Source organism: Kribbella sp. NPDC050281, from assembly GCF_040655855.1.
In the GTDB taxonomy this organism is placed as follows: Bacteria; Actinomycetota; Actinomycetes; order Propionibacteriales; family Kribbellaceae; genus Kribbella.
This window is the reverse complement of the sequence record NZ_JBFAKS010000011.1, coordinates 21,155-47,831: the sequence shown is the minus strand read 5'-3', so window position 1 is coordinate 47,831 and position 26,677 is coordinate 21,155. Positions and strand designations below refer to the sequence as shown.

General features: G+C 68.9%; 24 protein-coding genes. 9 read left to right on the top strand and 15 right to left on the bottom strand.

Annotated elements, in window-relative coordinates:
* Positions 1-15 precede the first annotated feature (15 nt).
* On the top strand, positions 16-1,737 hold the full coding sequence (locus tag AB0I34_RS14130) for an ABC transporter ATP-binding protein (RefSeq protein WP_360444810.1): 1,722 nt from the start codon (positions 16-18) through the stop codon (positions 1,735-1,737).
* Positions 1,734-3,470 carry an ABC transporter ATP-binding protein gene (locus AB0I34_RS14125; protein WP_360444807.1) on the top strand — a complete coding sequence of 579 codons (1,737 nt, stop codon included), beginning with the start codon at positions 1,734-1,736 and terminating at the stop codon, positions 3,468-3,470. The genes AB0I34_RS14130 and AB0I34_RS14125 overlap by 4 nt, the downstream gene beginning before the upstream one ends.
* 61 nt (positions 3,471-3,531) lie before the next feature.
* Here AB0I34_RS14125 and AB0I34_RS14120 read toward each other — a convergent pair whose 3' ends face one another.
* From AB0I34_RS14120 to AB0I34_RS14110, 3 genes are all read right to left on the bottom strand, one after another.
* Positions 3,532-4,074 (bottom strand): rRNA adenine N-6-methyltransferase family protein, encoded by a 543-nt coding sequence (locus AB0I34_RS14120; RefSeq protein WP_360444804.1) that lies wholly within the window; start codon positions 4,072-4,074, stop codon positions 3,532-3,534.
* A 150-nt stretch (positions 4,075-4,224) separates the two neighbouring features.
* A complete protein-coding gene (locus tag AB0I34_RS14115) occupies positions 4,225-5,430 on the bottom strand; it encodes a CapA family protein (protein WP_360444801.1) in 1,206 nt (401 codons plus the stop codon).
* A 103-nt stretch (positions 5,431-5,533) separates the two neighbouring features.
* Entirely contained in the window at positions 5,534-5,824 is a 291-nt protein-coding gene (locus AB0I34_RS14110) for a helix-turn-helix transcriptional regulator (RefSeq protein ID WP_360444798.1), read from the bottom strand.
* A 53-nt stretch (positions 5,825-5,877) separates the two neighbouring features.
* Here AB0I34_RS14110 and map point away from each other — a divergent pair, with 53 nt between their 5' ends.
* From map to AB0I34_RS14090, 4 genes are all read left to right on the top strand, one after another.
* Positions 5,878-6,645 (top strand): type I methionyl aminopeptidase, encoded by a 768-nt coding sequence (gene map / locus AB0I34_RS14105; protein ID WP_360444795.1) that lies wholly within the window; start codon positions 5,878-5,880, stop codon positions 6,643-6,645.
* Between the two features lie 52 nt (positions 6,646-6,697).
* Positions 6,698-7,657, top strand: a complete 960-nt coding sequence (locus AB0I34_RS14100; protein WP_360444792.1) for a phosphotransferase — start codon at positions 6,698-6,700, stop codon at positions 7,655-7,657.
* A 63-nt stretch (positions 7,658-7,720) separates the two neighbouring features.
* Entirely contained in the window at positions 7,721-8,752 is a 1,032-nt protein-coding gene (locus tag AB0I34_RS14095; protein ID WP_360444789.1) for an Rv2578c family radical SAM protein, read from the top strand.
* 73 nt (positions 8,753-8,825) lie between these two features.
* Positions 8,826-9,329, top strand: coding sequence for a GNAT family N-acetyltransferase (locus tag AB0I34_RS14090; RefSeq protein WP_360444786.1), 504 nt, complete (start codon positions 8,826-8,828; stop codon positions 9,327-9,329).
* Between the two features lie 21 nt (positions 9,330-9,350).
* On the opposite strand, the gene AB0I34_RS14085 is transcribed toward AB0I34_RS14090, so the two are convergent.
* The gene (locus AB0I34_RS14085) at positions 9,351-10,184 is read right to left on the bottom strand and encodes an NAD(P)H-binding protein (protein ID WP_360444783.1); all 834 of its coding nucleotides are present in this window, start codon (positions 10,182-10,184) and stop codon (positions 9,351-9,353) included.
* Positions 10,185-10,258: 74 nt separating this feature from the next.
* On the opposite strand from AB0I34_RS14085, the gene AB0I34_RS14080 reads away from it, so the two are divergent.
* A complete protein-coding gene (locus AB0I34_RS14080) occupies positions 10,259-11,062 on the top strand; it encodes a TetR/AcrR family transcriptional regulator (RefSeq protein ID WP_360444780.1) in 804 nt (267 codons plus the stop codon).
* Positions 11,063-11,076: 14 nt separating this feature from the next.
* On the opposite strand, the gene AB0I34_RS14075 is transcribed toward AB0I34_RS14080, so the two are convergent.
* The 10 genes from AB0I34_RS14075 to AB0I34_RS14030 all read right to left on the bottom strand — a co-directional run bounded on the left by AB0I34_RS14075 (position 11,077) and on the right by AB0I34_RS14030 (position 23,684).
* On the bottom strand, positions 11,077-12,948 hold the full coding sequence (locus tag AB0I34_RS14075; RefSeq protein WP_360444777.1) for a tetratricopeptide repeat protein: 1,872 nt from the start codon (positions 12,946-12,948) through the stop codon (positions 11,077-11,079).
* A gap of 26 nt (positions 12,949-12,974) precedes the next feature.
* A complete protein-coding gene (gene guaA / locus AB0I34_RS14070) occupies positions 12,975-14,525 on the bottom strand; it encodes a glutamine-hydrolyzing GMP synthase (RefSeq protein ID WP_360444774.1) in 1,551 nt (516 codons plus the stop codon).
* 22 nt (positions 14,526-14,547) lie between these two features.
* A complete protein-coding gene (locus AB0I34_RS14065; RefSeq protein WP_360444771.1) occupies positions 14,548-15,591 on the bottom strand; it encodes a hypothetical protein in 1,044 nt (347 codons plus the stop codon).
* Entirely contained in the window at positions 15,588-16,244 is a 657-nt protein-coding gene (gene bioD / locus AB0I34_RS14060; RefSeq protein WP_360444768.1) for a dethiobiotin synthase, read from the bottom strand. The genes AB0I34_RS14065 and bioD overlap by 4 nt, the downstream gene beginning before the upstream one ends.
* Entirely contained in the window at positions 16,241-17,362 is a 1,122-nt protein-coding gene (locus AB0I34_RS14055; RefSeq protein ID WP_360444765.1) for an 8-amino-7-oxononanoate synthase, read from the bottom strand. Before AB0I34_RS14055 ends, bioD begins: the two co-directional genes overlap by 4 nt.
* Positions 17,362-18,663 (bottom strand): adenosylmethionine--8-amino-7-oxononanoate transaminase, encoded by a 1,302-nt coding sequence (locus AB0I34_RS14050; protein ID WP_360444762.1) that lies wholly within the window; start codon positions 18,661-18,663, stop codon positions 17,362-17,364. Before AB0I34_RS14050 ends, AB0I34_RS14055 begins: the two co-directional genes overlap by 1 nt.
* Positions 18,663-18,851 (bottom strand): hypothetical protein, encoded by a 189-nt coding sequence (locus AB0I34_RS14045; protein WP_360444759.1) that lies wholly within the window; start codon positions 18,849-18,851, stop codon positions 18,663-18,665. Before AB0I34_RS14045 ends, AB0I34_RS14050 begins: the two co-directional genes overlap by 1 nt.
* Positions 18,848-19,843, bottom strand: a complete 996-nt coding sequence (gene bioB, locus AB0I34_RS14040) for a biotin synthase BioB (RefSeq protein WP_360444756.1) — start codon at positions 19,841-19,843, stop codon at positions 18,848-18,850. Before bioB ends, AB0I34_RS14045 begins: the two co-directional genes overlap by 4 nt.
* A 551-nt stretch (positions 19,844-20,394) precedes the next feature.
* On the bottom strand, positions 20,395-22,095 hold the full coding sequence (locus AB0I34_RS14035; protein WP_360444753.1) for a GMC family oxidoreductase: 1,701 nt from the start codon (positions 22,093-22,095) through the stop codon (positions 20,395-20,397).
* On the bottom strand, positions 22,092-23,684 hold the full coding sequence (locus AB0I34_RS14030) for a succinic semialdehyde dehydrogenase (protein ID WP_360444750.1): 1,593 nt from the start codon (positions 23,682-23,684) through the stop codon (positions 22,092-22,094). Before AB0I34_RS14030 ends, AB0I34_RS14035 begins: the two co-directional genes overlap by 4 nt.
* A gap of 127 nt (positions 23,685-23,811) precedes the next feature.
* Here AB0I34_RS14030 and AB0I34_RS14025 point away from each other — a divergent pair, with 127 nt between their 5' ends.
* Positions 23,812-25,263 (top strand): hypothetical protein, encoded by a 1,452-nt coding sequence (locus AB0I34_RS14025; RefSeq protein WP_360444747.1) that lies wholly within the window; start codon positions 23,812-23,814, stop codon positions 25,261-25,263.
* A gap of 85 nt (positions 25,264-25,348) precedes the next feature.
* Positions 25,349-26,257, top strand: a complete 909-nt coding sequence (locus AB0I34_RS14020) for a TIGR03086 family metal-binding protein (protein ID WP_360444744.1) — start codon at positions 25,349-25,351, stop codon at positions 26,255-26,257.
* Here the strand turns inward: AB0I34_RS14020 and AB0I34_RS14015 are convergent.
* Entirely contained in the window at positions 26,254-26,655 is a 402-nt protein-coding gene (locus tag AB0I34_RS14015) for a hypothetical protein (RefSeq protein ID WP_360444741.1), read from the bottom strand. The two genes, AB0I34_RS14020 and AB0I34_RS14015, sit on opposite strands and share 4 nt — an antisense overlap.
* Positions 26,656-26,677 lie beyond the last annotated feature (22 nt).

Genomic DNA, 26,677 nt, shown 5'->3' with positions numbered 1-26,677 from the left:
TAGCCTGAAAGCGCTATGAGACAACTTCCTGTCGCTGATCCGGGCGTCCCCGATCACCGCTCGCCGACCCGTTATCTGTGGTGGGTCGCGCGCGGTCAGTCCCGCACGCTCGCGGGCGGTATGGCGTTCGGCATCCTCTGGATGGGCGCGCAGGCGTTCATCCCGGCGATTCTCGGCCTCGCGATCGACGAGGGCATCGCGGCGGGCGACGGCAAGCGGCTGCTGCAGTGGACCGCGGTGCTGTTCGTGGTCGGCGTGGTGCAGGCTCTGGCCGGCATCATGCGGCACCGGTTCGCGGTGACGAACTGGCTGACCGCCGCGTACCGCACGGTCCAGGTGATCACCCGGAAGTCCGCCGACCTCGGCGCGACGCTGCCGAAGCATCTGGCCACCGGTGAGGTGGTCAGCATCGGCGCCGGCGACCTGTCCTACATCGGCAACCTGATGGAGATCTCGGCCCGTTTCACCGGCTCGATCGTCGCGTTCGTCGTGGTCGCGTCGATCCTGCTGTCCTCGTCGACCACGCTCGGCCTGGTGGTGCTGATCGGCGTACCGGTGATGCTGTTCTGCCTCGGCCCGATGCTGCGGCCGCTGCACAAGCGGCAGTCCGCGCAACGTGAGGCGGTCGGCGAGCTGAACTCGTTGGGCTCCGACATCGTGGCCGGTCTGCGGGTGCTGCGCGGCATCGGCGGTGAGGACTCCTTCTCGCGCCGGTATCGCGGCGAGTCGCAGCAGGTCCGGCAGGCCGGTGTGCGGGTCGCGCGGATCCAGTCCGTGCTGGACGCCGCGCAGGTTCTGCTGCCGGGCATCTTCGTCGTGCTCGTGGTCGGCCTCGGCGCGCACTTCGCGCTGCGCGGCGACCTCAGTGCGGGCTCGCTGGTCGCCTTCTACGGCTATGCGACGTTCCTCGTGCTGCCGCTGCGCACCGCGACCGAGTTCGCCAACCAGCTGATGCGCGGTCTGGTCGCGGCGGGACGGGTGATCCGAGTGCTGGAACTGCGGTCCGACATCACCGAGCCGAAGACGGCGGTGCACCTGCCCGACCACGGCGACTTGGTCGACCCGGTGTCCGGCATCCGCGCCCGCGACGGCCTGCTCACCGCGATCGTCTCCGCCGAGGCGGACAGCAACGGCGAGCTGGCCGACCGCCTCGGCCGGTACGACGACACCAGCGAGGTCCGGTACGGCGGGGTCACCCTGGCCAGTGCGACGCGCGAGGACGTGCGTGCGCGCATCCTGGTCAGCGACACCGGCTCACAGCTGTTCACCGGCACACTGCGCGAGGAGCTCGACCCGGACAACCGTCGTACCGACGAGGAAGTGATGGCGGCGATGCGGACGGCGTCCGCCGAGGACGTCCTGGTCGCGCTGTCCGACGGACTCGACTCCGAGGTCGAGGAGAAGGGCCGGTCGTTCTCCGGTGGACAGCGGCAGCGGTTGGTGCTGGTGCGTGCGCTGCTGGCCGACCCGTCCGTGCTGGTGCTGGTCGAGCCGACGTCCGCGGTCGACGCACACACCGAGGCGCGGATCGCAGAGCGGTTGCGTGATCAGCGTGCCGGCCGCAGCACGGTCGTGCTGACCGCGAGTCCGCTGCTGCTGGACCACGTCGACGAGGTCATCTTCGTCGCCGCCGGCCGAGTGGTTGCTTCCGGCAAGCACCGTGAGTTGCTCGCGACCGAACCGCAGTACCGCAGGACAGTGACCAGGCAGACGGAAGAGGAGGAGGTGCTCGCATGAGGCAGATCCTGCCTGTGGCAGGCCCGACCGAGATCCGTCGGCACGCACGCCGGCTAGCCCGGCAGCATCCGCGCACCCTGTCGGTCGCGCTGGTGCTGCACGGGCTGGCGGCGATCAGCGGTCTGGCCGCGCCGCGGCTGATCGGCGGCCTGGTCGAGGACGTCCAGAACGGCACGACCGTGGCCAAGGTCAACCAGGTGATCCTGGTGATCGCGGTGTTCATCGTCGCGCAGTCGCTGCTGACCCGGTGGGCCCGGTTCAAGTCGTTCGCACTCGGCGAGCAGGTGCTGGCCGAGCTGCGTGAGGACTTCGTCGACAACGCGCTCGCGCTGCCGATCGGCACGGTCGAGCGGGCCGGCACGGGTGACCTGCTGTCCCGCACCTCGCGTGATGTCGACACACTCTCGCGGACGGTGCGCTTCGCCGTACCGGAGACGATCATCGCGTTCGTCACCGTGCTGTTCACGGTCGCGGCGACGGTGCTGGTCGGCGTCTGGGTGCTGGTGCCGCTGCTCGCGATGACTCCGCTGCTCTGGCTCAGCACGAAGTGGTATCTGCGCCGCGCCAAGGACGGATACCTGCGTGAGAACGCGGCGTACGCGCAGATGACCAGCTCATTGGCCGAGACGGTCGAGGGCGCCCGGACGGTCGAGGCACTGCAGCGGTACGACGAACGGGTCCGCCGCGGCGATGCCGACATCCGGGGCTCCTACCTGGCCGAGCGGTACACGCTGTTCCTCCGGACGGTCTACTTCCCGGTCGCCGAGGTCAGCTACCTTGTGCCGGTCGTCGGGACCCTGCTGTTCGGCGGCTGGCTGCACCTCAACGGGCACGTCTCGCTGGGTGCCGTCACGGCTGCGGTGCTGTACGTCAACCAGCTGATCGATCCGGTCGACCGGTTGCTCTCCTGGCTGGACGAGTTGCAGTCCGGTGGCGCCGCGTTCGCCCGCTTGCTGGGGATCAGCGACGTACCGGACGACCGCACGCCGTCGGGCCGGATGCCGTCCGGTGACCTGGTCGAGGCGCACGACGTACGGTTCTCGTACGTCAACGGCCGCGACGTACTGCACGGTGTCGATCTCACGGTCCAGCCCGGCGAGCGGATCGCCATGGTCGGGCCGTCCGGTGCCGGGAAGTCGACGCTGGGCCGGCTGGTCGCGGGCATCCATCCACCACGGACTGGTTCGGTGACGGTCGGCGGCGTCGGGATGACCGAGCTGCCGCTGGACGAGCTGCGCAAGCAGGTCGCGCTGGTCACCCAGGAGCACCACGTCTTCGTCGGGACGTTACGCGACAACCTGTCGATGGCGCGCCCCGGCGCGTCGGACGCGGAGTTGCTGGACGCTCTGGCTGCCGTTGATGCGCGGGAGTGGGCGGATGCGCTGCCGGACGGTCTGGACACGCGAGTCGGCTCCGGCCAGCTCGCGCTGACGCCGGCGCAAGCGCAGCAATTGGCGCTGGCCCGGTTGGTGCTGGCGGACCCGCACACCTTGGTGCTGGACGAGGCGACGTCGTTGATCGACCCACGGGCCGCGCGGCACATGGAGCGCTCGCTTGCCGCCGTACTCGAGGGCCGGACGGTGATCGCCATCGCCCACCGCCTCTACACCGCGCACGACGCCGACCGCGTCGCGGTGGTCGAGGACGGCCGCATCAGCGAGCTCGGCAGCCACGATGAGCTGGTCGCCCGGCAGGGCTCGTACGCGGCGCTCTGGACCTCCTGGCACGGGTGATAGTTGCTGACAGCAAAGACCCCTTGCCGGTCACCTCTGACCGGCAAGGGGTCTGCCCTTCCTACCGTTTGCGCAGCAGCAGCACTGCGGAGTCGACCTGCGGAGGTGGGGTGAAAGCCTTGCGGGGAAGGCGTAAGCCGATCGACAAGTCGTAGTGCCGGAACCACCGGTTCGCCCCCGGTGCGTCGCCACGGATCCACCGGTTCGCCACCTGCCGCTGCAGCACGAGATCGGCCGACACCAGGCGGGATCCTGGCGCCAGCAAACGCTTCAGCAGTGCGGTGGAGACGTTGTACGGCGGGCTCGACACCACTCGGAACGGCCGGGATGGCAACCGCAGATCAGCGGCATCGGTCCGGACCACCGTCACCGGTGCGTCCGCGAACCTCCGCCGCAAGCGGTCGGCCCGACCAGGGTGGAGTTCGACAGCGACCACCCGGGCTCCGGCCCGGACCAGCGGAGCGGTCAGCGCACCGAGTCCGGCTCCGATGTCGAGGACGAGTTCGCCGGGCTGCACCCCGGCGGCGTCCACGACCCGTTGGGCCCAACGACTATCGAGCGGATGCCATCCCCAGGCACCCCTCGCCTGCCCGGAGCCGGGCACGACGGACCATCACAAAGTACGTAATCATGCGGCCGACCATAGACCGTCGTACCGCAAGCCCTCAAAGCATTTTCGTCACCGTGCGGCCGGACCGGTCCGCGGCCGTCGCGACCAGCCCATCTGAACGCCTCCCTGCCACCCATCGTTGTCTTATAGGCTTTTCGGGCTCGCGCCGAGTGATCGGACAGTCGTCGACGTACGGCGCTCAGCCAGCTCGAGACGCTCCCTGCGGGCTGCTGTCACATCGTCCTTGGCGAGTTCACGGCGTACGTCGAGAACGCGGACAGGCAGCGCATCGGTCATCAGCAACGGCGCGTACTCGGCTTGGTCAGTCTTCCAGCGGTCGCCGTCGCGGGTGAAGGTGAAGCGGACCAGGAGGCCTTCGGCCTTGATGCTGTTGGGTTCGCGATGCGCGGCGACGAGGTTGCCGAGGCCGTACGCGACCCACTTGCCGTTGTGCTGCTCCATCGGCTGCACCACGTGGGCATGGTGTCCGATCAGCAGGTCGATGTTGCTGTCGGCAAGCAGTTGCGGCGCGACCTCACGCTGCTGGTCGTTGAGCCTCGGCGAGTACTCCGTGCCCCAGTGGCAGCTGACCACGACGATCTCGGCGCCGCGGTCGCGGGCGTCCTGGGCGCGCAGCGTGATCGTGGGAACGCTGATCATGCCGGCCCGCCAGGTCTCGCCGTTCGGGTACGGCAGGCCGTTGAAGCCGAACGTGAAGCTCAGGAACGCGATCTTCACCCCGTGCACGTCGACGATCGTGGGCGTCTCGGCCTCGGCCCGGGAGCGGGCAGTGCCGGCGTGCTCGAGGCCGGCCTGGTCGAGGGTCTTCAGGGTGCGATCCACGCCGGGCGCGCCGCCATCGAAACTGTGATTGCTCGCCGTGGTGCAGACGTCGTACCCGGTCTGTTTGAGGGCTGCGGCCATCTGTGGCGGGCCTTGGAAGAGTGGGTAGCCGTGGTACGGGCCGCCGAGGGGCGCCAGTGGCGTCTCGAGGTGGGCGACCGCGATGTCGGCCTGTTGGACGAGCGGCTTGACGCTGCCCATCAGCGGGGCGAAGTCCCAGGCGCCGTCGCGGCCGTCGCGGCGGGCCGTTGTCCAGAGGCGCTCGTGCAGCAGTACGTCGCCTGTGGCGACCAGAGTGATTCGGTCGGGTCCGTCTGGCGGCTTCGCCTGCTGTGGCGGCGCCTCGACGCCACTGCTCTCGCCTTGGCCGCTGTCTTGGCCGTTGCCAGCGCCTTGGCCTGTGTCCGCGGCCGTATCGGCGATGCAGCCCGCTGTTGCCACCGCTCCGGCTCCGGCCAGCATCGCGCCGAGCACCGTCCGCCGTCGTACCGCCATCGCAACCCCCAAGCCCTCAACCCCAGTCGGACAGGAGACGCCTCCACCCCAGGTTTGGTTGCCGCGGTGGCTCGATCGTGTTCTACGTCAGCTCCGGCGCCAACTGCCGGTGGCTCTAGGCGATCAGGTTGTTGCTGTCCGGGCGATCGGCCTCGGCCGCCGGGCTGTCCTGGCAGGCGACGACGAGTGTGTCGAGGGACAGGTCGAGGGTGGCCGCGACGGCGGCCACCGTGAAGAGGGCCGGCGTCGGGATGCGGCCGGTCTCGATCTTGCGGAGAGTATCGACGGAGACCCCACAGGCCGCCGCGACGTCGACCATGCTGCGCTCGCCCCGGGCTTCGCGGAGCAGGCGGCCGAGCTGCCGGCCGCGTTCGCGATCCCAGCTGGAAAGAGGTGGTCGGACCATAAGCGTGATAATAGTACCGGTATAACTATCCGGGAAGACGAAGGAAGCATCCGATGGTCGAGCTGAAGACGCCCGCGGAGATCGAACACATGCGCGCGGCCGGCCGAGTCGTCGCGAACGCCCTCGCCGCAGTGAAGAAGGACGCCGCGGTCGGGGTCTCGCTGCGCGAGCTGGACGAGGTCGCACGCGACGTACTGCGGTCCGCCGGAGCGGTGTCGCTGTTCGAGGGCTACCAGCCCGGGTTCGCCGGCATCCCGTTCAGCGGCGTCATCTGTACGTCGGTCAACGACGCGGTGCTGCACGGACTCCCCAGCGACCAGAAACTCGCCGACGGTGACCTCCTGAACGTCGACTGCGGGGCCTCGATCGAAGGCTGGTGCGCTGACGCCGCCACCAGCTTCTGTGTGGGCACACCGCGACCCGAAGACCTGGAACTCATCGCCACCACTGAACAGGCCCTCGCAGCCGGCATCGCCGCCGCCGTCCCCGGCAACCGCCTCGGCGACGTCGGCGCCGCCATCGGCCGCATCGGCCGGGCCGCCAATCTCGGCACCAACCTCGACTTCGGCGGCCACGGCATCGGCCGCCGCATGCACGAAGACCCGCACATCCCCAACGGCGGGCGCCCCGGCCGAGGCCTCAAACTCCGCGCCGGCCACGTGTTCGCCATCGAGCCGTGGTTCTGGTCAGGCCCCGGCACCACCTACGTCATCGACGAAGACGGCTGGACCCTCCGCTCCGCCGACCAAACCCGAGGAGCCCACGCCGAACACACCGTGGCTCTCACCGACAACGGCCCCGAAATCCTCACCCTCCCGTAGCACCCGAAATCCTCACCCTCCCGTAGCAGCGGTGGTTGCTACTCTCTTCGGGATGTCCGCCGAAGAGAACGCCGCGTTGCCAGAGATCGCACGGCGCTTGGTGCGGACGACGTTCGGCCAGCGCGCGACCGAGCCACGCGCTCTGGCGTCGGGCGAATGGTCCCAGGCGTTCGAGTTGACCCTCGACGGAGCGGAGGCGGTGCTGCGCATAGGTGCCTACGGCACGGACTTCGCGAAAGACGAACTGGTCGCGCGCTTCGCCGGACCCAATCTCCCCGTTCCCTCGGTGCTGGCGAGAGGGATGGTCGAGGGCTGGCACTATGCGATCTCGGCGCGTGCGCACGGGACCGGGCTCGACGATCTGTCCGCCGCCGACGTCGCGCCGGCGCTTCCAAGTCTGCTGACCGCGATCGACGACATCGGCAAGATCGACCTTACGGATACCGTGGGCTACGGCATCTGGACAGCTGATCGGCGAGCGCCGTACAGCTCCTGGGTGGACGCCCTCCTGGCGATTGGCACCGAGACTGCACGGGTGCCTGGCTGGCGGGCGGCGCTGGCCAACTCCGACATCGGACTGGGACCAGTCGAGGCCGGACTGACCGCGATCGCCGCGCTCGCGCCGTACCTGCCCGCCGAGCGCCACATGATCCACGGCGACCTGCTCAGCGGCAACGTGCTCGTTGCCGATGGCAACGTCAGCGCCGTACTGGACTGGGGCAACGCACTGTACGGCGACAACCTGTACGACGCGGCCTGGCTCATCTACTGGTGGCCGTGGTACTCGCAGTGGCGAGCGATCGACATCAAGGCCGCCCTGCTGGCCCACTGGCGCGCCGGCGGACTGCTTCCGGCCAATCTCCGCGAGCGGTTGCACGCCTACCTCATCCATATCGGCCTCGATGCGATCGCCTACTCCACCTTCCAGCGGCGCTGGGACGAGGTGCGGTCGAACGCCGGGATCGTGGTCGGGCTGGCCAAGAGCGCGCCAGGCGAGATCGGACTCGAGTAGCGCTGCCCGACAGGTGCGGGCGGGAGTTGGACTTCATGGCGAACATGTGTTCGACTGTAGTGCATGAGGTGGGCAGGTCAGCAAATCGATGTGGAGACTCCGGGGACGTTGCCGGGGCTCGGGTCGATCGCGGGTCTGGTTCGGTCGGTGACGACGCCGGAGTTCCGCGGGATCACGTTCCATGAGGTGCTCGCGCGATCCGCGCTGAACCCGGTGCCGGGGACGATGCTGCCGTTCAACTGGACGATCAACCCGTATCGCGGTTGCACGCACGCCTGCCGGTACTGCTTCGCCCGCCCGACACACCAGTATCTGGAGCTCGACCAGGGCGAGGACTTCGATCAGCAGATCGTGGTGAAGACCAACGTCGCGGACGTACTGCGCCGTGAACTCGCGCGACCGTCGTGGACCCACGAGCAAGTTGCCCTGGGCACCAATACCGACCCGTACCAGCGCGCCGAGGGGCGCTATCGCCTGATGCCCGGGATCATCGAGGCGCTCGCAGGTTCCGGTACGCCGCTGTCCGTGCTGACCAAGGGCACGCTGCTGCGGCGCGACCTCGATCTCCTGACAGCGGCCGCCGAGCAGGTGCACGTCGGCGTCGCCATCTCCCTTGCACTGCTGGACGAGGAGCTGCGGAAGACGCTCGAGCCCGGCGTACCGTCGGTGCGCGGACGTCTCGACCTGATCCGTGCGGTGCGCGATGCCGGCCTACCGTGCGGCGTGATGGTCGCTCCGGTCCTGCCGTGGCTGACGGACTCGTCCGAGCAGTTGGATCAGCTGTTCGCCGAGCTCTCCGCAGCCGGCGCGACCGGCGTCACGCCGCTCGTCCTTCACCTCCGCCCGGGTGTGAAGGAATGGTTCATGGGCTGGCTGGCGCGCGAGCATCCCGAGTTGGTCGGCCGCTACGAATCCCTCTACGGCCACGGCACCAACGCGTCCCCCAGCTACCGCAACGCCTTCGAATCCAAGGTCCGCCCGCTACTCAACAAACACGGCTTCGGCCGCACGTCGAGCCACAGGTCCCACGAGCCGGACCGCCCTCCCCGACGTACCACCAAACGATCAGCCACTCAGCAGGAGGCTCTGTTCTAGCCATCCCGGAGTGTGGCCGTGCGCCTGTTCGTCTCGGGCCGATTGAGATACTTCGGCGGTGGATGGTGAGGCGATGGAGGTTGGAGCGCGGCCGGACGTGCTGTCTGGGCGGAGTGCGTTGGCGGACGGCGCCGGATGGGCGTTGCGGGCTGCGGTGCTTGAGGACGTCGAGGCGATCGCGGAGTTGCGGGCCGAGGTGATGCGCCCGGACCTGGAACGCCTTGGGCGCTACGACGAGCACCGCGTACGGCAGCGGTTTCGGGACTCCTTCTCAGCTGAGTACACGTCGATCATCGTGGTCGATCACGAACTCGCCGGATGCATCACGCTCCGGCCCGCCCAAGGTCGGCTGTGGCTGGAGCACTTCTACCTGGCTCCGCGACTTCAGGGGCGAGGCCTTGGGTCCGCTGTCTTGCGCGCGGCACTGGACGAGGCCGATGCCCAGGGCGCGACCGTTGCCTTGAACGTCTTGCAGGACAGTGATGCACGGCGCCTCTACGAGCGCCACGGATTCGTCCTGGAGTCCGAGGACCCGATCGACGTCTTCATGATCCGCCCACCGGTGAACTCGATCTAGCCGTCGAGTCGTGGGCTGGATTCAGCGGAAGGTGTTCGCATTTGCGCGGGCCCATTCGCGGTAGGGCAGGGCGGGGCGGCCGAGGATTTGGGCGACTGTGGGCTCGGGGGTCATGGGGTGCTCCGCCATCATGCGGAAGCCGTCCAGTAGCCACTGGGCTGTCTCGAGGCCGATCAGCGGAGCGAGGCGATCGAGGTAGGCCTGAGGGGTCAGCTCCTCGTACTTCAGCTCCCGCCCGATCGCCGCGGCGATGTGCTCGACCTGCTCGGGTGCGGTCAAACCTTCAGGCCCGCTCATCGTCAGCTTCTGGCCGGTGAAGGTCTCGTCGAGGAGTACGACGCGCGCCACCGCGGCGATGTCGCCGAGGTCGATCGGTGTCTGCACCGCACCGGCGTACGGCGTCCGGACCACGCCTGAGGTCTTGATCGACTCCGCCCAGTCGAGCGTGTTGTTCATGAACTGGCCCGGCCGCAGGAAGGTCCACTCGAAGCCGCCGGCCTCGATCGCGCGCTCGATCCGGTAGTAGTGCCACGTCGACGGATCCCCGTGCGCCTCGTACTCCGCAGGTTCACCGGACAGTACGACGATCCGCCGTACGCCGGCGTCCTGCGCGCACCGGACGAAGTCCTCCACGTACGCCGGAAGGGGCGCGAGGTACACGGTGTCGACACCGGCCAGCGCGGCAGGCAATGTCGCCGGCTTCCCCAGGTACCCGTGAGCGATCTCGACCCCGCCGGGCAGCGCCGCCCGGGCCGGGTGATTGGTGAGCGCCCGCACCGGTACGCCGGCCGTCACCAGTTCGTCCACCAGCAGCCGCCCCACACTCCCGGTCGCGCCAGTCACCAGGATGGTCATGCCGTTCTCCTCACCCTCGGAACCTGATTTCCGTAAGGTATACGAGAATTGCACGCAGCGCCTATGGTGGGCCTGTGACGGAGCGGCGAAGCGGTGAGGGACAGCCAGAGCGGACCCTGGCGCTGCTGTGGCGGAACCACCGCAAATCCACCGCGGACAAGGAGCCGACCGTCCTTCGCGGACGCGGCGCCGGACGACGGCCGTCGCTCGACGTCAACGGAGTCGTCGCGGCGGCGATCCGGCTGGCGGACACGCAAGGTCTGGCCGCCGCGTCGATGGGTGGGGTCGCGAAGGAACTCGACGTCGGCACGATGACGCTCTACACCTACGTGCCGTCGAAGGAGGAGCTACTCGACCTGATGGTCGACCAGGTGCTGGGTGAACGTGAGCTCCCCGGCCCCGGCGCGCCCAGGCCGCACGACTGGCGCGAGCAGGTGGAGATCTACTCCGACCAGACGCGCGCGATGTTTCTGCGCCACCCCTGGCTGTCGCAGGTGTCCACGATCCGCCCGCCGGTGGGCCCGAGCATGCTGGCCGGACGCGAGTACCTGCTGTCCGCGCTGCTCGAGATCGGACTCACGCCCCGCGGGACGAACCTGGCCGCGCTCGCCATCACGACGTACGTCGACTCGGCCGCCGGGCTGGAGGCGGAGAGTGAACTGATCGAGCAGTCGACCGGCCAGACGAACGACGCCTGGTGGTACGAGCGCAACGACCTCTGGGAGACGTACTTCGACGTCGATCAGCATCCCGCGATGACGGCGATCTGGAATGCGAACGGCTACCAGGGCACGACCCGCGACGCGGCAACCGAGTCATACCGTTACGGCCTCGACCGCCTCCTGGACGGCATCCAAGCGACGGCCCTCGAGAGCTGAGGCAGCGCCGAGGTTCAGCGGCGGCGGAAGATGCCCCTTCGTTTCTTGGGAGGTTCCGCGGGCTGCTCTTCAGGTACGTCGTCGTCCGCACTGAGGATGTCGCGGGCCAGACCCGCCACGTCCGGGTTGAGACCGGGCGTGGCCAGCGTGACGGTCGCCAGCGATCCCAGGATGGTCACCGGCCGCTCCCGCTGCGCCTCGACCGCTGCCAGCAAACGCCAGCCCATCAACTCGGCGACGTCAGCCCGCGCCGACGGATCGACCCAAGCAGTGGTCGCCAACGCGAACAGAGCCGACTCGGTGATCCAGTCCTCTGGCCCATAAGCGAGGTCAGCCAGCACCTGTCGCCGAACCGACTCCGCCCACGGCTGGTCGGTCCGGTGATGCGCGATCCCCAGACAGGCCCACGTCTGCACAGCCCGGATCCACCCCGGCCAGTCCCCGGCCGCTCCGGTCGGCGACGCCGGCGGATGCACCAAGACACCCAGCAGATCTTCCAGCGGAGTGCTCGCCAACAGCACCGCATGGTCGTAAGCAGCCGGCACGCTCGCCCATCCGGAACGAGCCCTGACGCCGGACGACTCACCGAAATCGGCAACGCGAGCGACCGCCGCAGCACCCTCCGCACTTGGCGGAGCGACCGCGGGTCGCGCGACGCTGCCTTCGTACTGCCAGACGACGGTCTCGACCGGCCGGCACTGAGAGCCCTGCACAGACACCGGGAGCCGCGGATCCGGCGGAAGGATCTCGCTGACCGTCACCTCAGAGCCCGGCACCGCCAGGCCGAAGGCGAGCAAAGCACTCGGCGGCTCGATCGCGGACACAGTCAGCGATGCGCCCTGAGCAGAGACACCCTCCGCCAGCAGCTGGTCGAGGACGTTGATGACAGCCTCGGTCGGGTCCGGGATGCCGCCGAGCCAGACCTGCCGTGACCGGTCGGTCAACTCGCCAGCGGCGTGCTGCTTCTCGTGGCTGCCAGGCTCCGCCGACCGGAGCAGGTCGGCGATCGCGACCAGGTCGTCGACTGCACCGTCCCGCCGGAACAGCAGACCGTGCCGCTCAACCAACGAACAGTCGTGGACCGGGTCGATCGCGAGGCTCCGCTCGGCCCACGAGATCCCCTCGTCCAGCCGGCCCGCATCGCCCAGCATCCCGGCGATGTCGGCGTACACCGCGACGTTGCCGGGCTGATAGCCGAGCGCGCGTTCCAGCGCGGCCAGCGCCTCGTCGGTGCGGCCCTGGCTCCGCAGGGCGTAGCCGACCGCGATGGCCGCGCGGTCGGTCGGTTCGACCCGTTCCGACTCGATCGCGTACGACGTCGCCTCGTCGAGCAATCCGAGTCGCCGGGTCAGGACCGACGCCAGCCAGAGCAGGTTCCCGGAGCCCGGATACGCGGCGACGAGGTTCCGCACCAGCTGGACGTACGGCGCGAATGCCGGAGCCAGCTCCTCCGGGCAAGGATCGGGGACAGCCTTGAGCAGCTGGATGAACACGTTCAGCAGCTCGTCCGGATCGAGTTTGGCGGCCAGCTCGGAGTCGAGCACCCACGGCACATCGGCCCACGCCATGCCCGGTTCGTGCCCTTGGACCGAGACCAGCAGGCTGAGGGCTTCGGTGTACTCACCGCGGAAGGCGAGTGCGTGCGCCCGCGCCACCGCAGTGCCGAGGTACACGTCGCCATCCAGCGTCCACAGATCGACGCCGCCCTCGGGATGGGCCAGTAAGGTCGCCAGGACTGCATGGGCGTCCGGCAGCGACGGCGCCGTCGCCAGCGCGGTCGCCACGTGGTCGGCCGCGTGACCGACCTCGTTGTCGTCCAGCGCCAGCCGGGCCAGACTCAGTTCACCCTCGGCCGCCAGACGCGGATCTCCCACCCCTTCATTCATCGCGCCAGTATTGTGACCCTCCGGGGTCACTCCCACTCGATGGTGCCCGGTGGCTTGCTGGTGATGTCGACGGTGACGCGGTTGATCTCGTCGACCTCGTTGGTGATCCGGGTCGAGATCCGCTCCAGTACGTCGTACGGCAGCCGCGCCCAGTCGGCCGTCATCGCGTCCTCACTGGTGACGGGTCGCAGTACGACGGGGTGGCCGTAGGTCCGGCCGTCGCCCTGGACGCCGACCGAGCGAACGTCGGCCAGCAGCACCACCGGGAACTGCCAGATGTCGCGGTCCAGGCCGGCCGCGGTCAGCTCGGTGCGGGCGATCAGGTCGGCGGCGCGCAGGATGTCCAGGCGCTCCTTGGTGACCTCGCCGATGATCCGGATGCTCAGGCCGGGGCCTGGGAACGGATGCCGGTAGACCATGGTCTCGGGGAGCCCGACAGCCAGGCCGAGCTCGCGGACCTCGTCCTTGAACAGCGTCCGCAGCGGCTCGATCAGGCTGAACTGCAGGTCGTCGGGCAGACCGCCGACGTTGTGGTGCGACTTGATGTTCGCCGCACCCGCGCCGCCGCCGGACTCGACCACGTCCGGGTAGAGCGTGCCCTGGACGAGGAACTCGATGTGCCGTTCGGCGTCCACCTTGCGCGCCGTGGCCTCGAAGGTCCGGATGAACTCGCGGCCGACGATCTTCCGCTTCTGCTCCGGGTCGGTCACTCCGGCCAGCGCGGACAGGAACTGGTCCTCGGCGTCGACCACCTCGAGCCGGATCCCGGTCGCGGCGACGAAGTCCTTCTCGATCTGCTCCGACTCGCCCGACCGCTGGAGGCCGTGGTCGACGTACACGCAGGTCAACTGGTCGCCGATCGCCTTGTGCACCAGGGCCGCGGCGACCGCGGAGTCGACACCGCCGGACAGCGCGCACAGCACCTGCTTGTCGCCGACCTGCTGCCGGATCAGCTCGACCTGCTCGTCGACGACGTTCGTGGTGGTCCAGTCGCCCGAGCAGCCCGCGATGTCGTAGAGGAAATGCTCCAGCACCGCCTGCCCGGCCTGCGAGTGCAGCACCTCCGGGTGCCACTGCACGCCGGCCAGCTTGCGGTCCAGGTCCTCGAACGCCGCCACCGGTGCGCCGCCGGAGGCGGCCAGTACGGCGAAGCCCGCGGGCGGCGCGTGCACCGCGTCACCGTGGGACATCCAGACATTGAGGTCCTCGGGGATCCCGGCCAGCAGTGTCCCGGCCGAGCTCACCGTCACCGGCGTACGACCGAACTCGCGCAGCCCGGTCCGGCGTACCTCGCCACCGAGCGTCTGCGCCATCGCCTGGAAGCCGTAGCAGATCCCGAACGCCGGTACGCCGGCCTCGAACAGCCCGGACTCGACCCGCGGCGCGCCTTCGGCGTACACCGACTGCGGACCGCCGGACAGGATGATCGCCTTCGGCCCCCGCGCCAGCATCTCCTCGACCGGCATCGAGTGCGGCACGATCTCGGAGTACACCTTGGCCTCGCGGACCCGGCGCGCGATCAACTGCGCGTACTGCGCCCCGAAGTCGACGACCAGGACCAACTCATGCTCAGTCACCTGCAAAGGGTATCGGTGCAGGTCAGCCGGGCTGTAATCCGACCAGCAACCGTTTCGGCGCGCGGAACGACAGCAGCTCGATCAGCGGCGGCTCCTCCACCAGCCTGACGGTCGCCAGCAGGTCCGCCGCACACTCCAGGGCCACCCTCGTCTCCAGCCGGGCCAGCCCTGCGCCCAGGCAGCGGTGGATCCCGATCCCGAACGCCAGATCCGCCGGCCCACCATGTCCCGTCAACCCCAGCAGCACCGGCGCTCCCGCCGGGACCTCAACGTCACCGATCACCGCAGGCCCGGAGGTGACCCGCCGCCACGTCGGCACCGACGAGGCCTCCCGCAGCACCGCCTCCACACCATCGGCCGAACGCCCGCCGATAGTGCGGTGGAAGGCAGTGGAGATCAGTTGCGTGGTGGTCTCCTGACCTGCGATCAGCAGGAAGTACGCGACCGCGCACACCTCCTCATCGGTCAGCCCCAGCCCAACCAGTACGCCGAACAGGTCGCCCTCAGTCGCCTGGACGACCCGCTTCCTCAGCCAGCCGTAGAACTCCGCAGCACTGTGCGCGAGTTCCAGCTGCCGGTCCTCGTCGGGCCAGCCCCAGAACAGCTCGAGCGAATCCAGACTCCACGCCTTCAACGCCGGTACGTCGACATCCGCCAACCCAAGCATTTCGAGCACCACCAGCGCCGGCGGCTCCGCTGCGACCGCCTGCACGAGATCCACGTGCTCACCGTCAGCGAGGGCTTTGGTCGCAGCAGCCACCCGCGCAGCCGTCAGCTCTCGGGCGAGGGGCTCGACGGCGGCCACTCGTGCCGGGCTGAAGAAGCGGGCCACCGCGGCCCGGATCGGGCGGTGCGACTCCCCCGCGTTGTTGGCCAACGTCGGCGGCAACGCGAACCCGACCGCCGACAGCACCCGCAACGCCTTCACGGACAGAGGAGTGTGAGCCAGTACGGCGTTGTCCGGCCGGAACGTCGCCGGATCCAGCAGCACCTCACGCGCCTCAGCCGGATTGTCGACAACCCAGTACCCCAGCTCCTCGTCGTACCGCGCCGGACAACCGCTCATCCGAACCAGCCGGGCGCGGCGGCCGTGAACGCCTCCCGGTCCAGTCGCCCCGCGCCGGCCGGAATCCGCCCGATCACTGGCACCCCGGTGGTCACCGGAAGGTCCTCCAGGTTGCACTGCTCAGCCAGGTCAGGCTCCGCAGGCCAGGACCCGATGATCAGTCCCTGGATGGGAAGCCCGCGGCTCCGGAGCGCCTCGACCGTCAGACCGGTGTGGTTCAGCGTGCCCAGACCCGAGCGAGCGACCACCACAAACGTGAAGGGCCTGGTGAGGTGGGAAGCCAGGTCGGCGAGGTCATGGCCCGCGTCGTCGAGCCCGACCAGAAGCCCACCGGCCCCTTCCACCAAAACGGTGTCCCGAGTCGCGGCGAGATCGTCGATGGACTTGGCCTGCGACTCCACGGATGGGAGGGGCACCTGTGCGCGGCGCGCCGCTGTCGTGGGAGCGAGCGGATCGCGCAGGCGGATCCCCTCGTGCAGCTCGGTGAGCCCGGTCAACCGGCGGACCTCAGCCAGGTCGCCTGGCTCATCCGGCCCAACACCGGTCTGAGCCGGCTTGACCACCGCGACAGAACCGGTAACCCGGGCGGCCAGGGCGGCGGTCGTGATGGTTTTGCCTACTTCTGTGTCCGTGCCGGTGATGAGGATGATCATGAGACCTGGCCGATCGCGGCGAGGATGACGGCGCAGGCGCGGTCCAGGTCGTCGTCGGACAAGCCTGCGTGGGCAGTGAGGCGGAGGCGGCTGATCCCGTCGGGGACGGACGGCGGCCGGAAACTTCCGACGCGTACGCCGTTCTCCAGGCAGAGCTCGGCGGCACGAACCGCCTCACGCGGACCAGGCATCGGGACGGAGACAACCGCACCGGACGAGGGCGGCACGCCACAAGCCGACGCCAACCGGGCCGCCGCAGAGTGGATCGCGGACGGCCGATCGGGCTCGTTCTGAAGCACCCGCAGAGCAGCAAGGGCAGCAGCACACGCCGCCGGATTCAGACCCGTGTCGTAGATGAAGGGCCGTGACCGGTTGATCAGATGATCGCGAAGAAGGGCCGGCCCGAGCACGACGCCCCCTTGCGCGGCCAGCGCCTTGGACAGCGTCATCGTGACGATCACATGCTCCAGACCAGCCAGACCAGCGGCATGCACCGAACCACGACCAGCACCGGTCACCCCGAGCCCATGCGCCTCATCCACCAGCAGTACGGCGTCCTGCTCGCGGGCAACCGCAGCCAACTCGACCAACGGCGCCTCGTCGCTCAGCACGCTGAAGACCGACTCCGTCAGCACCAGCGCGTGCGGTTCGTTGCGCTCAGCAAGCACCTTGCCGACAGCGTCCACGTCATTGTGCGGAACGACCTCGACCCGCGACCGTGACAGCCGGCTCCCGTCGATGAGCGACGCATGCACGTGATCGTCCGACACCACGAGCGTCCCTGGCCCACCGAGCGCCGTGACCACACCGAGGTTGGCGAGATAGCCCGACGAGAACACGAGTGCCGTCTCCTGGCCGACGTACGCCGCCAGCGACGACTCGAGTTCCTCGTGCAGGGCCGTCGTACCAGTGACCAAGCGGGACGCGGTAGAACCGGTCCCCCATTGGCAGACAGCATCGGCTGCGGCCTCGATCACGCGCGGATCGGACGCCAGGCCGAGGTAGTCGTTGCCGGCAAGATCGATCAGCCGCTCGTCGGCCGCGCGAGCCCGGAGCCGGCGGGTCAGACCACGAGCCTCCAACGCAGCCGCTTTGGGGCCCAGCCAGTCTTCGAGCATCAGCCGACCTCCTCCACTGCCCCGGTGATCGCCGCCGCGATGGTGGCGATCTCCTCGTCGGTGCAGACGTACGGCGGCATCGTGTAGACGAGATCGCGGAACGGCCGCACCCACACCCCGCGCCGCAGCGCCGCCTCGGTCATCCGCGGCAGGTCGACCGGCCCACCCAGTTGTACGACGCCGACCGCACCGATCACACGGACGTCCTTGACCCCAGGCAACGAGGCCGCCGGTGCAAGCCCCGCTGACAATCCTGCCGAGATCTGAGCGACTCGGCCGGCCCAGTCCTGGGACAGCAGGAGGTCGATCGACGCGAGGGCGGCCGAGCACGCCAGGGGGTTCGCCATGAAGGTCGGGCCGTGCATCAGCGCACCGCCGGGTCCGTTCGACACCGTGTGCGCGACGTCCGTCGTACACAAAGTGGCGGCCAACGACAGGTAACCGCCGGTCAGTGCCTTGCCGACACACAGGATGTCCGGGTCGACGCCCGCGTGCTCGGAGGCGAAGAGCGTGCCGGTCCGGCCGAAGCCGGTGGCGATCTCGTCCAGGATCAGCAGGAACCCGTGCCGGTCCGCGATCTCCCGCAGTACGCGCAGACAGGCTGGGCTGTAGGGGTACATGCCGCCCGCACCCTGCAGGATCGGCTCGACGATGATGCCGGCGATCTCAGCAGCGTGCCGCTCCGCCAACGCCGACACGGAAGCGGCCCACGCAAGGAACTCCGGATCGTCGTCCGGGCGGTCGAAACCGGCCGGCGGCTGCGGGCCGAACACCTGCTCCTTCAGCGCGCCGGTGAACAGCGAGTGCATCCCGTTCACCGGGTCGCACACGCTCATCGGCGCGAACGTGTCGCCGTGGTACCCGCCGCGGACGGTCAGCATCCGGGTCCGGCCGTTGTTGCCTCGGGCAACCTGGTACTGGAGCGCGAGCTTGATCGCGACCTCGACCGACACCGAGCCCGAGTCGCAGAAGAAGACGTGCCGCAACGGTTCGGGGCTGATCTCCACCAGCCGGTCGGCCAGCCGGATCGCCGGCTCGTGGGTCAGCCCGCCGAACATGACATGGCTGAAGTCGTCCACCTGGCTCTTCACCGCCGCATCCAGCACCGGGTTGCGGTAGCCGTGGATCATGCACCACCAGGACGCCATCGCATCGATCGCCTCGACGCTGCCGCCGCCCCCGTCGTCCAGTTGCAGACGTACGCCGGACGCGCCCCGGACCATCCGCACCGGTGACGGATCGCTGAGCGAGGAGTACGGATGCCACAGCAGCTCCGCGTCACGCGCCAACATGCCAGACATCAGGACGAGACCTCACCGTGCACCGAGCACCTGGCGGCCCAGCCCATCGGGTGGACCTGGACGATCATCCGACGGCGGCACTGGTCGCAGTACCGTGGTGGCTCCAGCGTCAGCGCCTGGCGGCAGGCGTCGTGGTCTCCGTCAGCGGCCTCGCGGCCGCAGCGACCGCAGTAGACGAGTGTGGTCATAGCGTCTTCTGGAGCTCCTTGACCGGCATCTTGAGCTCGGCCAGCAGGTCGAGGTCCGCGGTGGCCGGGCGGCCCAGCGTGGTCAGGTAGTTGCCGACGATGACGGCGTTGATCCCGCCGAGCAGACCATCGCGCGTGCCCAGGTCTCCCAGGGTCAGCTCGCGGCCGCCGGCGTACCGCAGGACCGTACGGGGCATCGCGAGCCGGAACGCGGCGATGGTCCGCAGCGCGTCCTTGCCGGCCATCACCTCCATGTCGCCGAACGGCGTCCCCGGGCGCGGGTTCAGGAAGTTCAGCGGCACCTCGTGCGGGTCCAGGTCGGCCAGCTGCGCGGCCAGCTCGGCGCGCTGCTCCAGCGTCTCGCCCATCCCGACCAGCCCGCCACAGCACAGCTCCATGCCGGACTCCCTGATCATCTGGCAGGTGTCCCAGCGCTCCTCGAAGGAGTGGGTGGTGACGACGTCACCGAAGTACGAACGGGCCGACTCGAGGTTGTGGTTGTAGCGGTGCACGCCCATCGCCTTGAGCTCGTCCACCTGCTCCTGCGTCAGCATGCCGAGCGAGCAGGCGATGTTGATGTCGACCTCGGCGTTGATCGCCTCGATGCCGGCCTTCACCTGCGCCATCAGCCGCTGGTCCGGGCCGCGGACGGCGGCCACGATGCAGAACTCGGTCGCACCGGTCTTCGCGGTCTCCTTGGCCGCCTCGACCAGCTCCGGGATGTTCAGCCAGACCGAGCGCACCGGCGAGGTGAACTGACCGGACTGGGAGCAGAAGTGACAGTCCTCCGGGCAGCCGCCGGTCTTCAGCGAGATGATGCCCTCGACCTCGACCTCCTCGCCGCACCACTTCACCCGTACGTCGTGGGCGAGTGCGAGCAGCTCGGGCAGCCGGTCGTCGGGCGACCGGAGAACCTCGACCAGTTGTTCCTGGCTCAGACCGACGCCCTGTTCCAGAACCTGCTCACGTGCCACGTCCAGGATGTCGCCCATGGTTCTCCCTGCCTCATCGAACGGTCGGCTCACAGTAGGACAGGGCCGGCGGAGTTCTCTGCGGTGGGCGTCACGTGAAACACCTGGGGGCGACCTGCCTCAGCCACTCTCCGCACACCCGGGGAAACTTTTTGGATTTTTCTCCAGAACCTCGTAACCCCCTGTAGAAGGGCTCGTTGATGTGTACAGAGGCGGTTACCGCAAGGAAGACCGCCACTCGATTACAGGCAGCGACGAAAAGCTGATCATTACGATCAGCACGCAGAGTGGTCACAACCACTCGCGACAGCTCGAAACTCCTGGAATCGGATGTAGAGTGGGGTACCAAGAGCTCGGGTCGCCAGCTGTGGCTGGTGACCCGATCCCAAAGCGCCGGGCGCCTCACCCCGGCTTGAGTGGGTCCCTCGGGAAACGATTTGGGCGGAAACGTTCCCGAGGGACCTGCTCCCTTTTCCGGGCCTTTTCTGAAATGCCCCACAAACCTCAGCAGCCACACAAGTGCTGAGGTTTTCTCATGTCACCTGATGACTGTCCGAAGCATTGTCGTTACGTTACGACTCCGTCACAGACTGCTTCGGTACGATCGGCAGCCGCAGAGCCCCGGGCGCCTCCGCCGGTACGACGGGATGCGCCGGCCGGACCGGCTGGATCCGCTGGTACGCCGATCCGGGGGCCGGCCGGGCGTCGTCCTCACCCTTGTTCGGCCAGAACGCCAGCGCCCGCTCCGCTTGAGCCGTGATCGTCAGCGACGGATTGACGCCCAGGTTCGCCGAGATCGCCGACCCGTCCAGGATGTGCAGGCCCTCGTACCCGTAGACCCGGTGGTACGGGTCGACCACGCCGGTCTCCGCGGAGTCGCCGATCGCACAGCCGCCGATGAAGTGCGCGGTCATCGGCACGTTGAACGGCTCGCCGATGGTGCCGCCCGGGGTACCGCGCATCAATGTCGCCATCCGCCGGACCACCTGGTTCGCGACCGGGATCCACGACGGGTTCGGGGCGCCGTGGCCTTGCTTCGAGGTCAGGCGCCACCGGCCCAGCCGGTCCCGCTTGCCGAACGTGGTGATCGAGTTGTCCGCGGTCTGCATCACCAGCGCGATCACGGTCCGCTCCGACCAGTGCTTCAGGTCGTACAGCCGGCGGATGTTCTTCCGCTGCACGCGGAGCTCGCGCAACCAGGTCCGCCAGCGCGGCCGGTCGTCGTCGCCGTCGGTCAGCACGGTCTGCAGCAGCGACATCACGTTGCTGCCCTTGCCGTACCGGACCGGTTCGATGTGGGTGATGTCGTCCGGGTGGAACGACGACGTGATCGCGACGCCACGGCTGTAGTCGACGTCACGGTCCCTCGCGATTGCCCCCAGCAACGACTCCGAGTTGGTCCGGGTGAGCACACCGAGCCGGTCGGACAGTCGCGGCAGTTTGCCCTCGTCGCGCAGTCGGTGCAGCAGTTTCGCCGTACCCAGGGCCGACGCGGCGAACACCACCTGCTGGGCCGTGAACCGCTTGGTCTGCTTGCGATTCGAGGTACGCCGTACGTCGACGGCGTACCCGCCACCTGGAAGCGGCTCGACCGAGGTCACCGTGGTCATCGGATGGACCACGGCTCCGGCCTTCTCGGCCAGATAGAGGTAGTTCTTGGTCAGCGTGTTCTTCGCGTTGTGCCGGCAGCCGGTCATGCACTCGCCGCAGTCGATACAGCCGGTACGCCGCGGGCCCGCGCCACCGAAGTACGGGTCGTCGACCTCGACGCCGGGCTCGCCGAAGAAGACACCGACCGGGGTCGGATGGAACGTCTCCCCCACGCCCATGTCGTCGGCGACCTGCTTCATCACCTTGTCGGCCGGGGTGAAACCCGGGTAGGTGGTGACGCCGAGCATCCGCTTGGCCTGGTCGTAGTACGGCGCGAGCTCAGTCTTCCAGTCGGTGATGTGCGCCCACTGGCGGTCGGTGTAGAACGCCGGCAGCGGCTCGTACAGCGTGTTGGCGTAGACCAGGCTGCCCCCGCCGACGCCGGCTCCGGACAGGATGATCACGTCGCGGAGCGCGCTGATCCGCTGGATGCCGTACCAGCCGACCTGCGGCGCGAACAGGAACCGCTTCGTGTCCCACGAGTTCTTCGCGAACCCGGCGTCGTCGAACCGCGCGCCGGCTTCGAGTACGGCGACCTTGTATCCCTTCTCGGTCAGCCGCAGCGCGCTGACGCTGCCGCCGAAGCCCGACCCGATGATCAGGACGTCGTAGTCGTAACTCATGCACGTCCCAGTTTCTTCAGCACGCGTAGGGCGCCGGTCATCAGCTCGGCGTACGTCTGGTCGGACAGCCCGTGCGAGGCCGCGATCGGCAGGACCCGCTGGGTCGCGATCGCCTGCGGGTCGACGTACCGGCGGATGCCCTCGACGCCCTGGCGGCGCCCGAGCCCGGATGACCGCATGCCGCCCATCGGGGTGTCGATCGAGCCGAACGTCGCCGCGTAGCCCTCGTTCACGTTGACCGAGCCGGCCGTCAACTGAGCCGCGACCGCACGGCCACGCTTGCCGTCCCGGGTCCAGACGCTCGCGTTCAGGCCGTACTCGCCCTCGTTCGCGCGCTCGATCGCCTCGGACTCGTCGGAGAACCGGTAGATCGACACCACCGGGCCGAAGGTCTCGTTGTCGAAGCACTGCATCTCCGGCGTCACCCCGGACAGCACGGTCGGCTCGTAGAACAGCGGGCCGATGTCCGGCCGCGCCTTGCCACCGGCCAGTACGACGGCGCCCTTGGCCCGCGCGTCCTCGACGTGCTGGGTCACGGTCTCCAGCTGAGCCTTCGAGATCAGCGAGCCCATGTCGACGTCCCAGCCGGTCCCCGCGGACAGCCGGATCTTCTTCACCCGGTCGAGGAACGCCGTCACGAACGCGTCGTACACCTGGTCGGCGACATAGAGACGCTCCATCGAGACGCACAGCTGCCCGGCGCTGGCGAAGCACGCCCGGACGGCGCCGTCCGCCGCACGGTGCACGTCGGCATCACGCAGTACGAGCATCGGGTTCTTGCCACCGAGCTCGAGGCTGCAGCCGATCAGCCGCTCGCCCGCCTGCCGAGCCACCAGCCGGCCCGTCTTGGTCGAGCCGGTGAAGCAGATGTAGTCGGTGTTCTGGATGATCGCGCCGCCGACGGTCGGGCCGTCGCCGTTGACCGGCTGCCACGCCTCCCGCGGCAGACCCGCCTCGTAGAGCAGCTCGATCGCCCGGAGCGCGGTCAGCGGGGTCTGGCTGTCCGGCTTGTGTACGACGGTGTTGCCCGCGAGCACGGCCGGCAGACCATCGGCCATCGCCATGCTGAGCGGGTAGTTCCACGGCGAGATGATGCCGACGACACCCTTCGGCACGAACCGCTGCTCGGCCCGGGTCAGGACCGGGAACATGCCCAGCTTGCGCTGCGGCTCGAGCAACTCGGCCGCCTTGCGCCCGTAGTACCGAGCGGTCAGCGCGACGTGAGCGACCTCCTCGAACGCCTGCTTGCGCGCCTTGCCCGACTCGCGGATCACCAGATCCACCAGTTCGTGCCGGTGGTCGAGGACCAGATCGTGGTACCTCAGCAGGATCGCGGCCCGCTCGGCCAACGGCACCCGCCGCCAGGTCTGCTGGGTCCTCCGCGCCGACCGGACGGCGGCTTCCACGTCGTCCGGGGCAGACAGGGGCAGATCCGCGATCGGCTGACCGGTCGCCGGCGCGTACGACGTCCGCGTGCCGGCGGAGGCCCGCAACAGGCCCGAAAGCCGCCGGATCACCGACTGATCGGTCGCGTACGACGCGGTCGGATCGAGCTCTGGATCCGCCGGAATCGAGGTCTGCTCGCTCATTGATCCAGGCTACCTGCCGGTAATAGCCATGTCAGCCCTAGGGAATTCCCTCGTGTCTGCCCTGCATCTGCACGTGCATCGACCAGTAGGGTGATCCGTTGAACCTGCGAAGGGGTGGAACGTCAAGATGGTTGACAGCGGGGGGCTTTGGACGCCTCCTGAGGACGAGCTCGGCGAGGCTCTGCAGACTGCTCAGTTGCTGATCGAGGAGGGCCGCGCCGACGAGGCCGGGCCGTATCAGCAACGCGTCATCGAGCTGGCCAGGGAGCGGGCCGGGGAACACCCGGACCACTACGAGGCCAAGCACCTGATGGCGGCGACGCAGTACGAGTTGGCCGGCTCCCTGAACGCATCCGGCCGGCACGAGGAAGCGCTTGCCGCCTTGCACGAGGCCCAACTCGGCTACACCGAGCTCAGCGATGCCGGCGTCCTGGACGCGACGTCGTTCCTGGCCGACGTGCGCGCGCGGCGGGCGATGACCCAGGCGCATCGTGGTCACGGTGCGACCGCCGTACTGGAGATGGACGGCGCGGTGATCGCGTACGGGCAGCTGGTCAGCGGACCGGACGGGCCGAAGTACCAGCCGGACTTCGCCCGGGTGCTCGCGATGAACGCGCTGATCCTGCGGCGGTACGGCGATCCCGCGCTCGCGGTGGCCTCGGCGGACGCGGCGACCCAGCTCTTCCTGCAGCTGGCCGACCAGATCAACGACAGCCCGCAGTCGCTGTCGTACGCGCGGTACCTCTGCTCCGCGACCGCGGTCTCGGCCGACGTGCACGCCGCGGAGGGCAGGCTCGACCTCGCGCTCGAGGCGGACGAGATCGGCCTGACCACGGCCGACACCCTCGCCGACTCCGAGTCGGCGACGGACCTGCGCACGCTCGTCGCCGCGCTGACGCGGAAGGGCAAGCACCTCGGCATCGTCGGCCGGATCATGGACGGTGAGGCCTGCCTGCGTACGGCATTCGACACCGACGCGGAGACGGCCGCGCGGGTGACCGAGGAGCTGGACCGTGGTCTGCCGCTGAACCTGGTCTCGGCGCTGGAGAACGCGGAGATCAAGCTCGGGCCGTTCGAGCAGTACCACCGGCTGGTGGCGCTGAGCGAGCCTGCGCCGGGGATGACGCTCGCGACGGTGTCCGGGCGGACCGATCCCGAGTCGGCCGCCATACGCGCGAGTGAGCTGGCTGAGCTGGTCGGGCCGTTGCTGCTGCAGGATGTGGACGCGGCGCTGACGCTGGGCCTGGAGTCGCACTACCTGTTCGCGATCTCGTCGGAGCGCGAGTCGCACCGGATGCGGTACGAGACGAGCACCTATGCGCCGATCTGGGCGAAGGTGCTGCTCGACATCTCGGCGGCGTACCACCAGGCAGGCCGGAGCGAGATGGCTCTCGACCTGGCCGGCTGGTGCGCGGAGGTCGCGACCGCGCTCATCCCGTTCACCGACGACGACACGGTGATGAAGGACCTGGCCGGCTCCTGCTACCGGCATCACGGCGACCTGCTCGCCGCCACCGGCGACCTGATGGCCTCCCAGCACGCCCACGACGCCGCCGAGCAACTCCAGTTGGGCCTGTAACCGCCGGGTCATTGACGGCCCATCTCCCCGGGCGGACGCTGACGCTTAGTGCTCCGTCACGGAGTACTCAAAGGGGGAGATGGTCATGGATGTGGTGGAACTGCACCGGCGGACGACCGACAACTTCGTCCGGCTGGTCAACGAGGTCGGCGCAGATCAGTGGACCGCGCCGACGCCGTGTGAGGACTGGGACGTGCGGACACTGGTCAACCACGTCGTCGGTGAGGCGCGCTGGACCGTACCGCTGATGGAGGGCCAGACGATCGCCGAGGTCGGCGACTCGCTGGACGGCGACCTGCTCGGAGACGATCCCGTCGCGGCCGCCACTGCTGCCGCCCGCGCCGCCAAGAGCGCCGCGAACCGGCCGATCGACAAGGTGCACCTCTCGTACGGCGAGGAGGATTCGTCGGAGTACCTGCGCCAACTGGCTGCCGACTACCTCGTGCACGGCTGGGATCTGGCCGCGGCGCTCGGTACGGACGCTCAACTCGACGCCGAGGCGGTCGACGAGGTCGCCACCTGGTTCGCGGAGCGCGAGGAGATCTACCGCTCGTCCGGCGCGATCGCCGACCGGGTCGAGGGGTTCACCGAGCCGGCCGACGTACTGATCGGCGCGTTCGGGCGCGATCCGCGCTGGTCCACGGCCGGCGGCACCATCGCTCGCTTCGGCGCGGCGTTCGACCAGCAGGACCTGGATGCGGTGATGGCGCTCGTGACCGACGACTGTGTGTTCGAGTCCACCTCACCGTCGCCGGATGGTGCGCGGTTCCAGGGAGTGGCCGCCGTACGGGCGGAGTGGGAGAAGCTGTTCGCCGGGACCGAGGATCCGCGGTTCGAGACCGAGGAGACGGTGGTTCTCGGCAATCGTGCCGTGGTGCGGTGGCGGTACTCGTGGCGGGAGGCGTCTGGTGAGCGCGGTCATGTGCGCGGGGTCGACGTCCTGCGGCTCCGGGACGGGAAGGTGGCGGAGAAGCTGTCCTATGTGAAGGGCTAGCTGTCCTGGATTTCGGTTTTCAGGGCGCCGACGAACAGGCCGGCTTCGAGTTCAGTCATGCCAGTCTCGGAGACGACCAGCGCAGTCGCCTGGTGGAGCTCACCTGCGGCCTTGAGGGCGCGGGTGCGCTCGGCCAGGTTCGTGCCCGGCCTGCGGACGAGCGGCGTCCCGGTGGTGGGCGGCACGTACCGGCCGAGGCGGATGTCGTCGACGAGCTCCTTGGCTGCTTTCAGGTCCAGGCCGGTTCGGTCCCGGATCAGTTTGACCGCGTGCACCGTCTTCTTGGTGGTGATCAGGAAGCGCACCTGGTCCACGTCGTCCGCGGAGAGTCTGGCCCGCGCGGCGGCGAGGGCAACGTTGTCTGCGTCCTGGCTGCTCCGTCGGCTGAACAATCCCATGCGGCAATCCTTCCAGAACCCC

Bases quoted from the DNA above. Each gene is read 5' to 3' on its own strand.
- AB0I34_RS14030 (WP_360444750.1), bottom strand. From the start codon at position 23,684: ATGAGCGAGCAGACCTCGATTCCGGCGGATCCAGAGCTCGATCCGACC.
- AB0I34_RS14035 (WP_360444753.1), bottom strand. From the start codon at position 22,095: ATGAGTTACGACTACGACGTCCTGATCATCGGGTCGGGCTTCGGCGGC.
- AB0I34_RS14055 (WP_360444765.1), bottom strand. From the start codon at position 17,362: ATGCTCGAAGACTGGCTGGGCCCCAAAGCGGCTGCGTTGGAGGCTCGT.
- AB0I34_RS14085 (WP_360444783.1), bottom strand. From the start codon at position 10,184: ATGACCATCCTGGTGACTGGCGCGACCGGGAGTGTGGGGCGGCTGCTG.
- AB0I34_RS14050 (WP_360444762.1), bottom strand. From the start codon at position 18,663: ATGTCTGGCATGTTGGCGCGTGACGCGGAGCTGCTGTGGCATCCGTAC.
- map (WP_360444795.1), top strand. From the start codon at position 5,878: ATGGTCGAGCTGAAGACGCCCGCGGAGATCGAACACATGCGCGCGGCC.
- AB0I34_RS14095 (WP_360444789.1), top strand. From the start codon at position 7,721: ATGAGGTGGGCAGGTCAGCAAATCGATGTGGAGACTCCGGGGACGTTG.
- AB0I34_RS14045 (WP_360444759.1), bottom strand. From the start codon at position 18,851: ATGACCACACTCGTCTACTGCGGTCGCTGCGGCCGCGAGGCCGCTGAC.
- AB0I34_RS14130 (WP_360444810.1), top strand. From the start codon at position 16: ATGAGACAACTTCCTGTCGCTGATCCGGGCGTCCCCGATCACCGCTCG.
- AB0I34_RS14100 (WP_360444792.1), top strand. From the start codon at position 6,698: ATGTCCGCCGAAGAGAACGCCGCGTTGCCAGAGATCGCACGGCGCTTG.
- bioB (WP_360444756.1), bottom strand. From the start codon at position 19,843: ATGGGCGACATCCTGGACGTGGCACGTGAGCAGGTTCTGGAACAGGGC.
- AB0I34_RS14015 (WP_360444741.1), bottom strand. From the start codon at position 26,655: ATGGGATTGTTCAGCCGACGGAGCAGCCAGGACGCAGACAACGTTGCC.
- AB0I34_RS14090 (WP_360444786.1), top strand. From the start codon at position 8,826: ATGGAGGTTGGAGCGCGGCCGGACGTGCTGTCTGGGCGGAGTGCGTTG.
- AB0I34_RS14025 (WP_360444747.1), top strand. From the start codon at position 23,812: ATGGTTGACAGCGGGGGGCTTTGGACGCCTCCTGAGGACGAGCTCGGC.
- AB0I34_RS14065 (WP_360444771.1), bottom strand. From the start codon at position 15,591: ATGAGCGGTTGTCCGGCGCGGTACGACGAGGAGCTGGGGTACTGGGTT.
- bioD (WP_360444768.1), bottom strand. From the start codon at position 16,244: ATGATCATCCTCATCACCGGCACGGACACAGAAGTAGGCAAAACCATC.
- AB0I34_RS14110 (WP_360444798.1), bottom strand. From the start codon at position 5,824: ATGGTCCGACCACCTCTTTCCAGCTGGGATCGCGAACGCGGCCGGCAG.
- AB0I34_RS14075 (WP_360444777.1), bottom strand. From the start codon at position 12,948: ATGAATGAAGGGGTGGGAGATCCGCGTCTGGCGGCCGAGGGTGAACTG.
- AB0I34_RS14125 (WP_360444807.1), top strand. From the start codon at position 1,734: ATGAGGCAGATCCTGCCTGTGGCAGGCCCGACCGAGATCCGTCGGCAC.
- AB0I34_RS14020 (WP_360444744.1), top strand. From the start codon at position 25,349: ATGGATGTGGTGGAACTGCACCGGCGGACGACCGACAACTTCGTCCGG.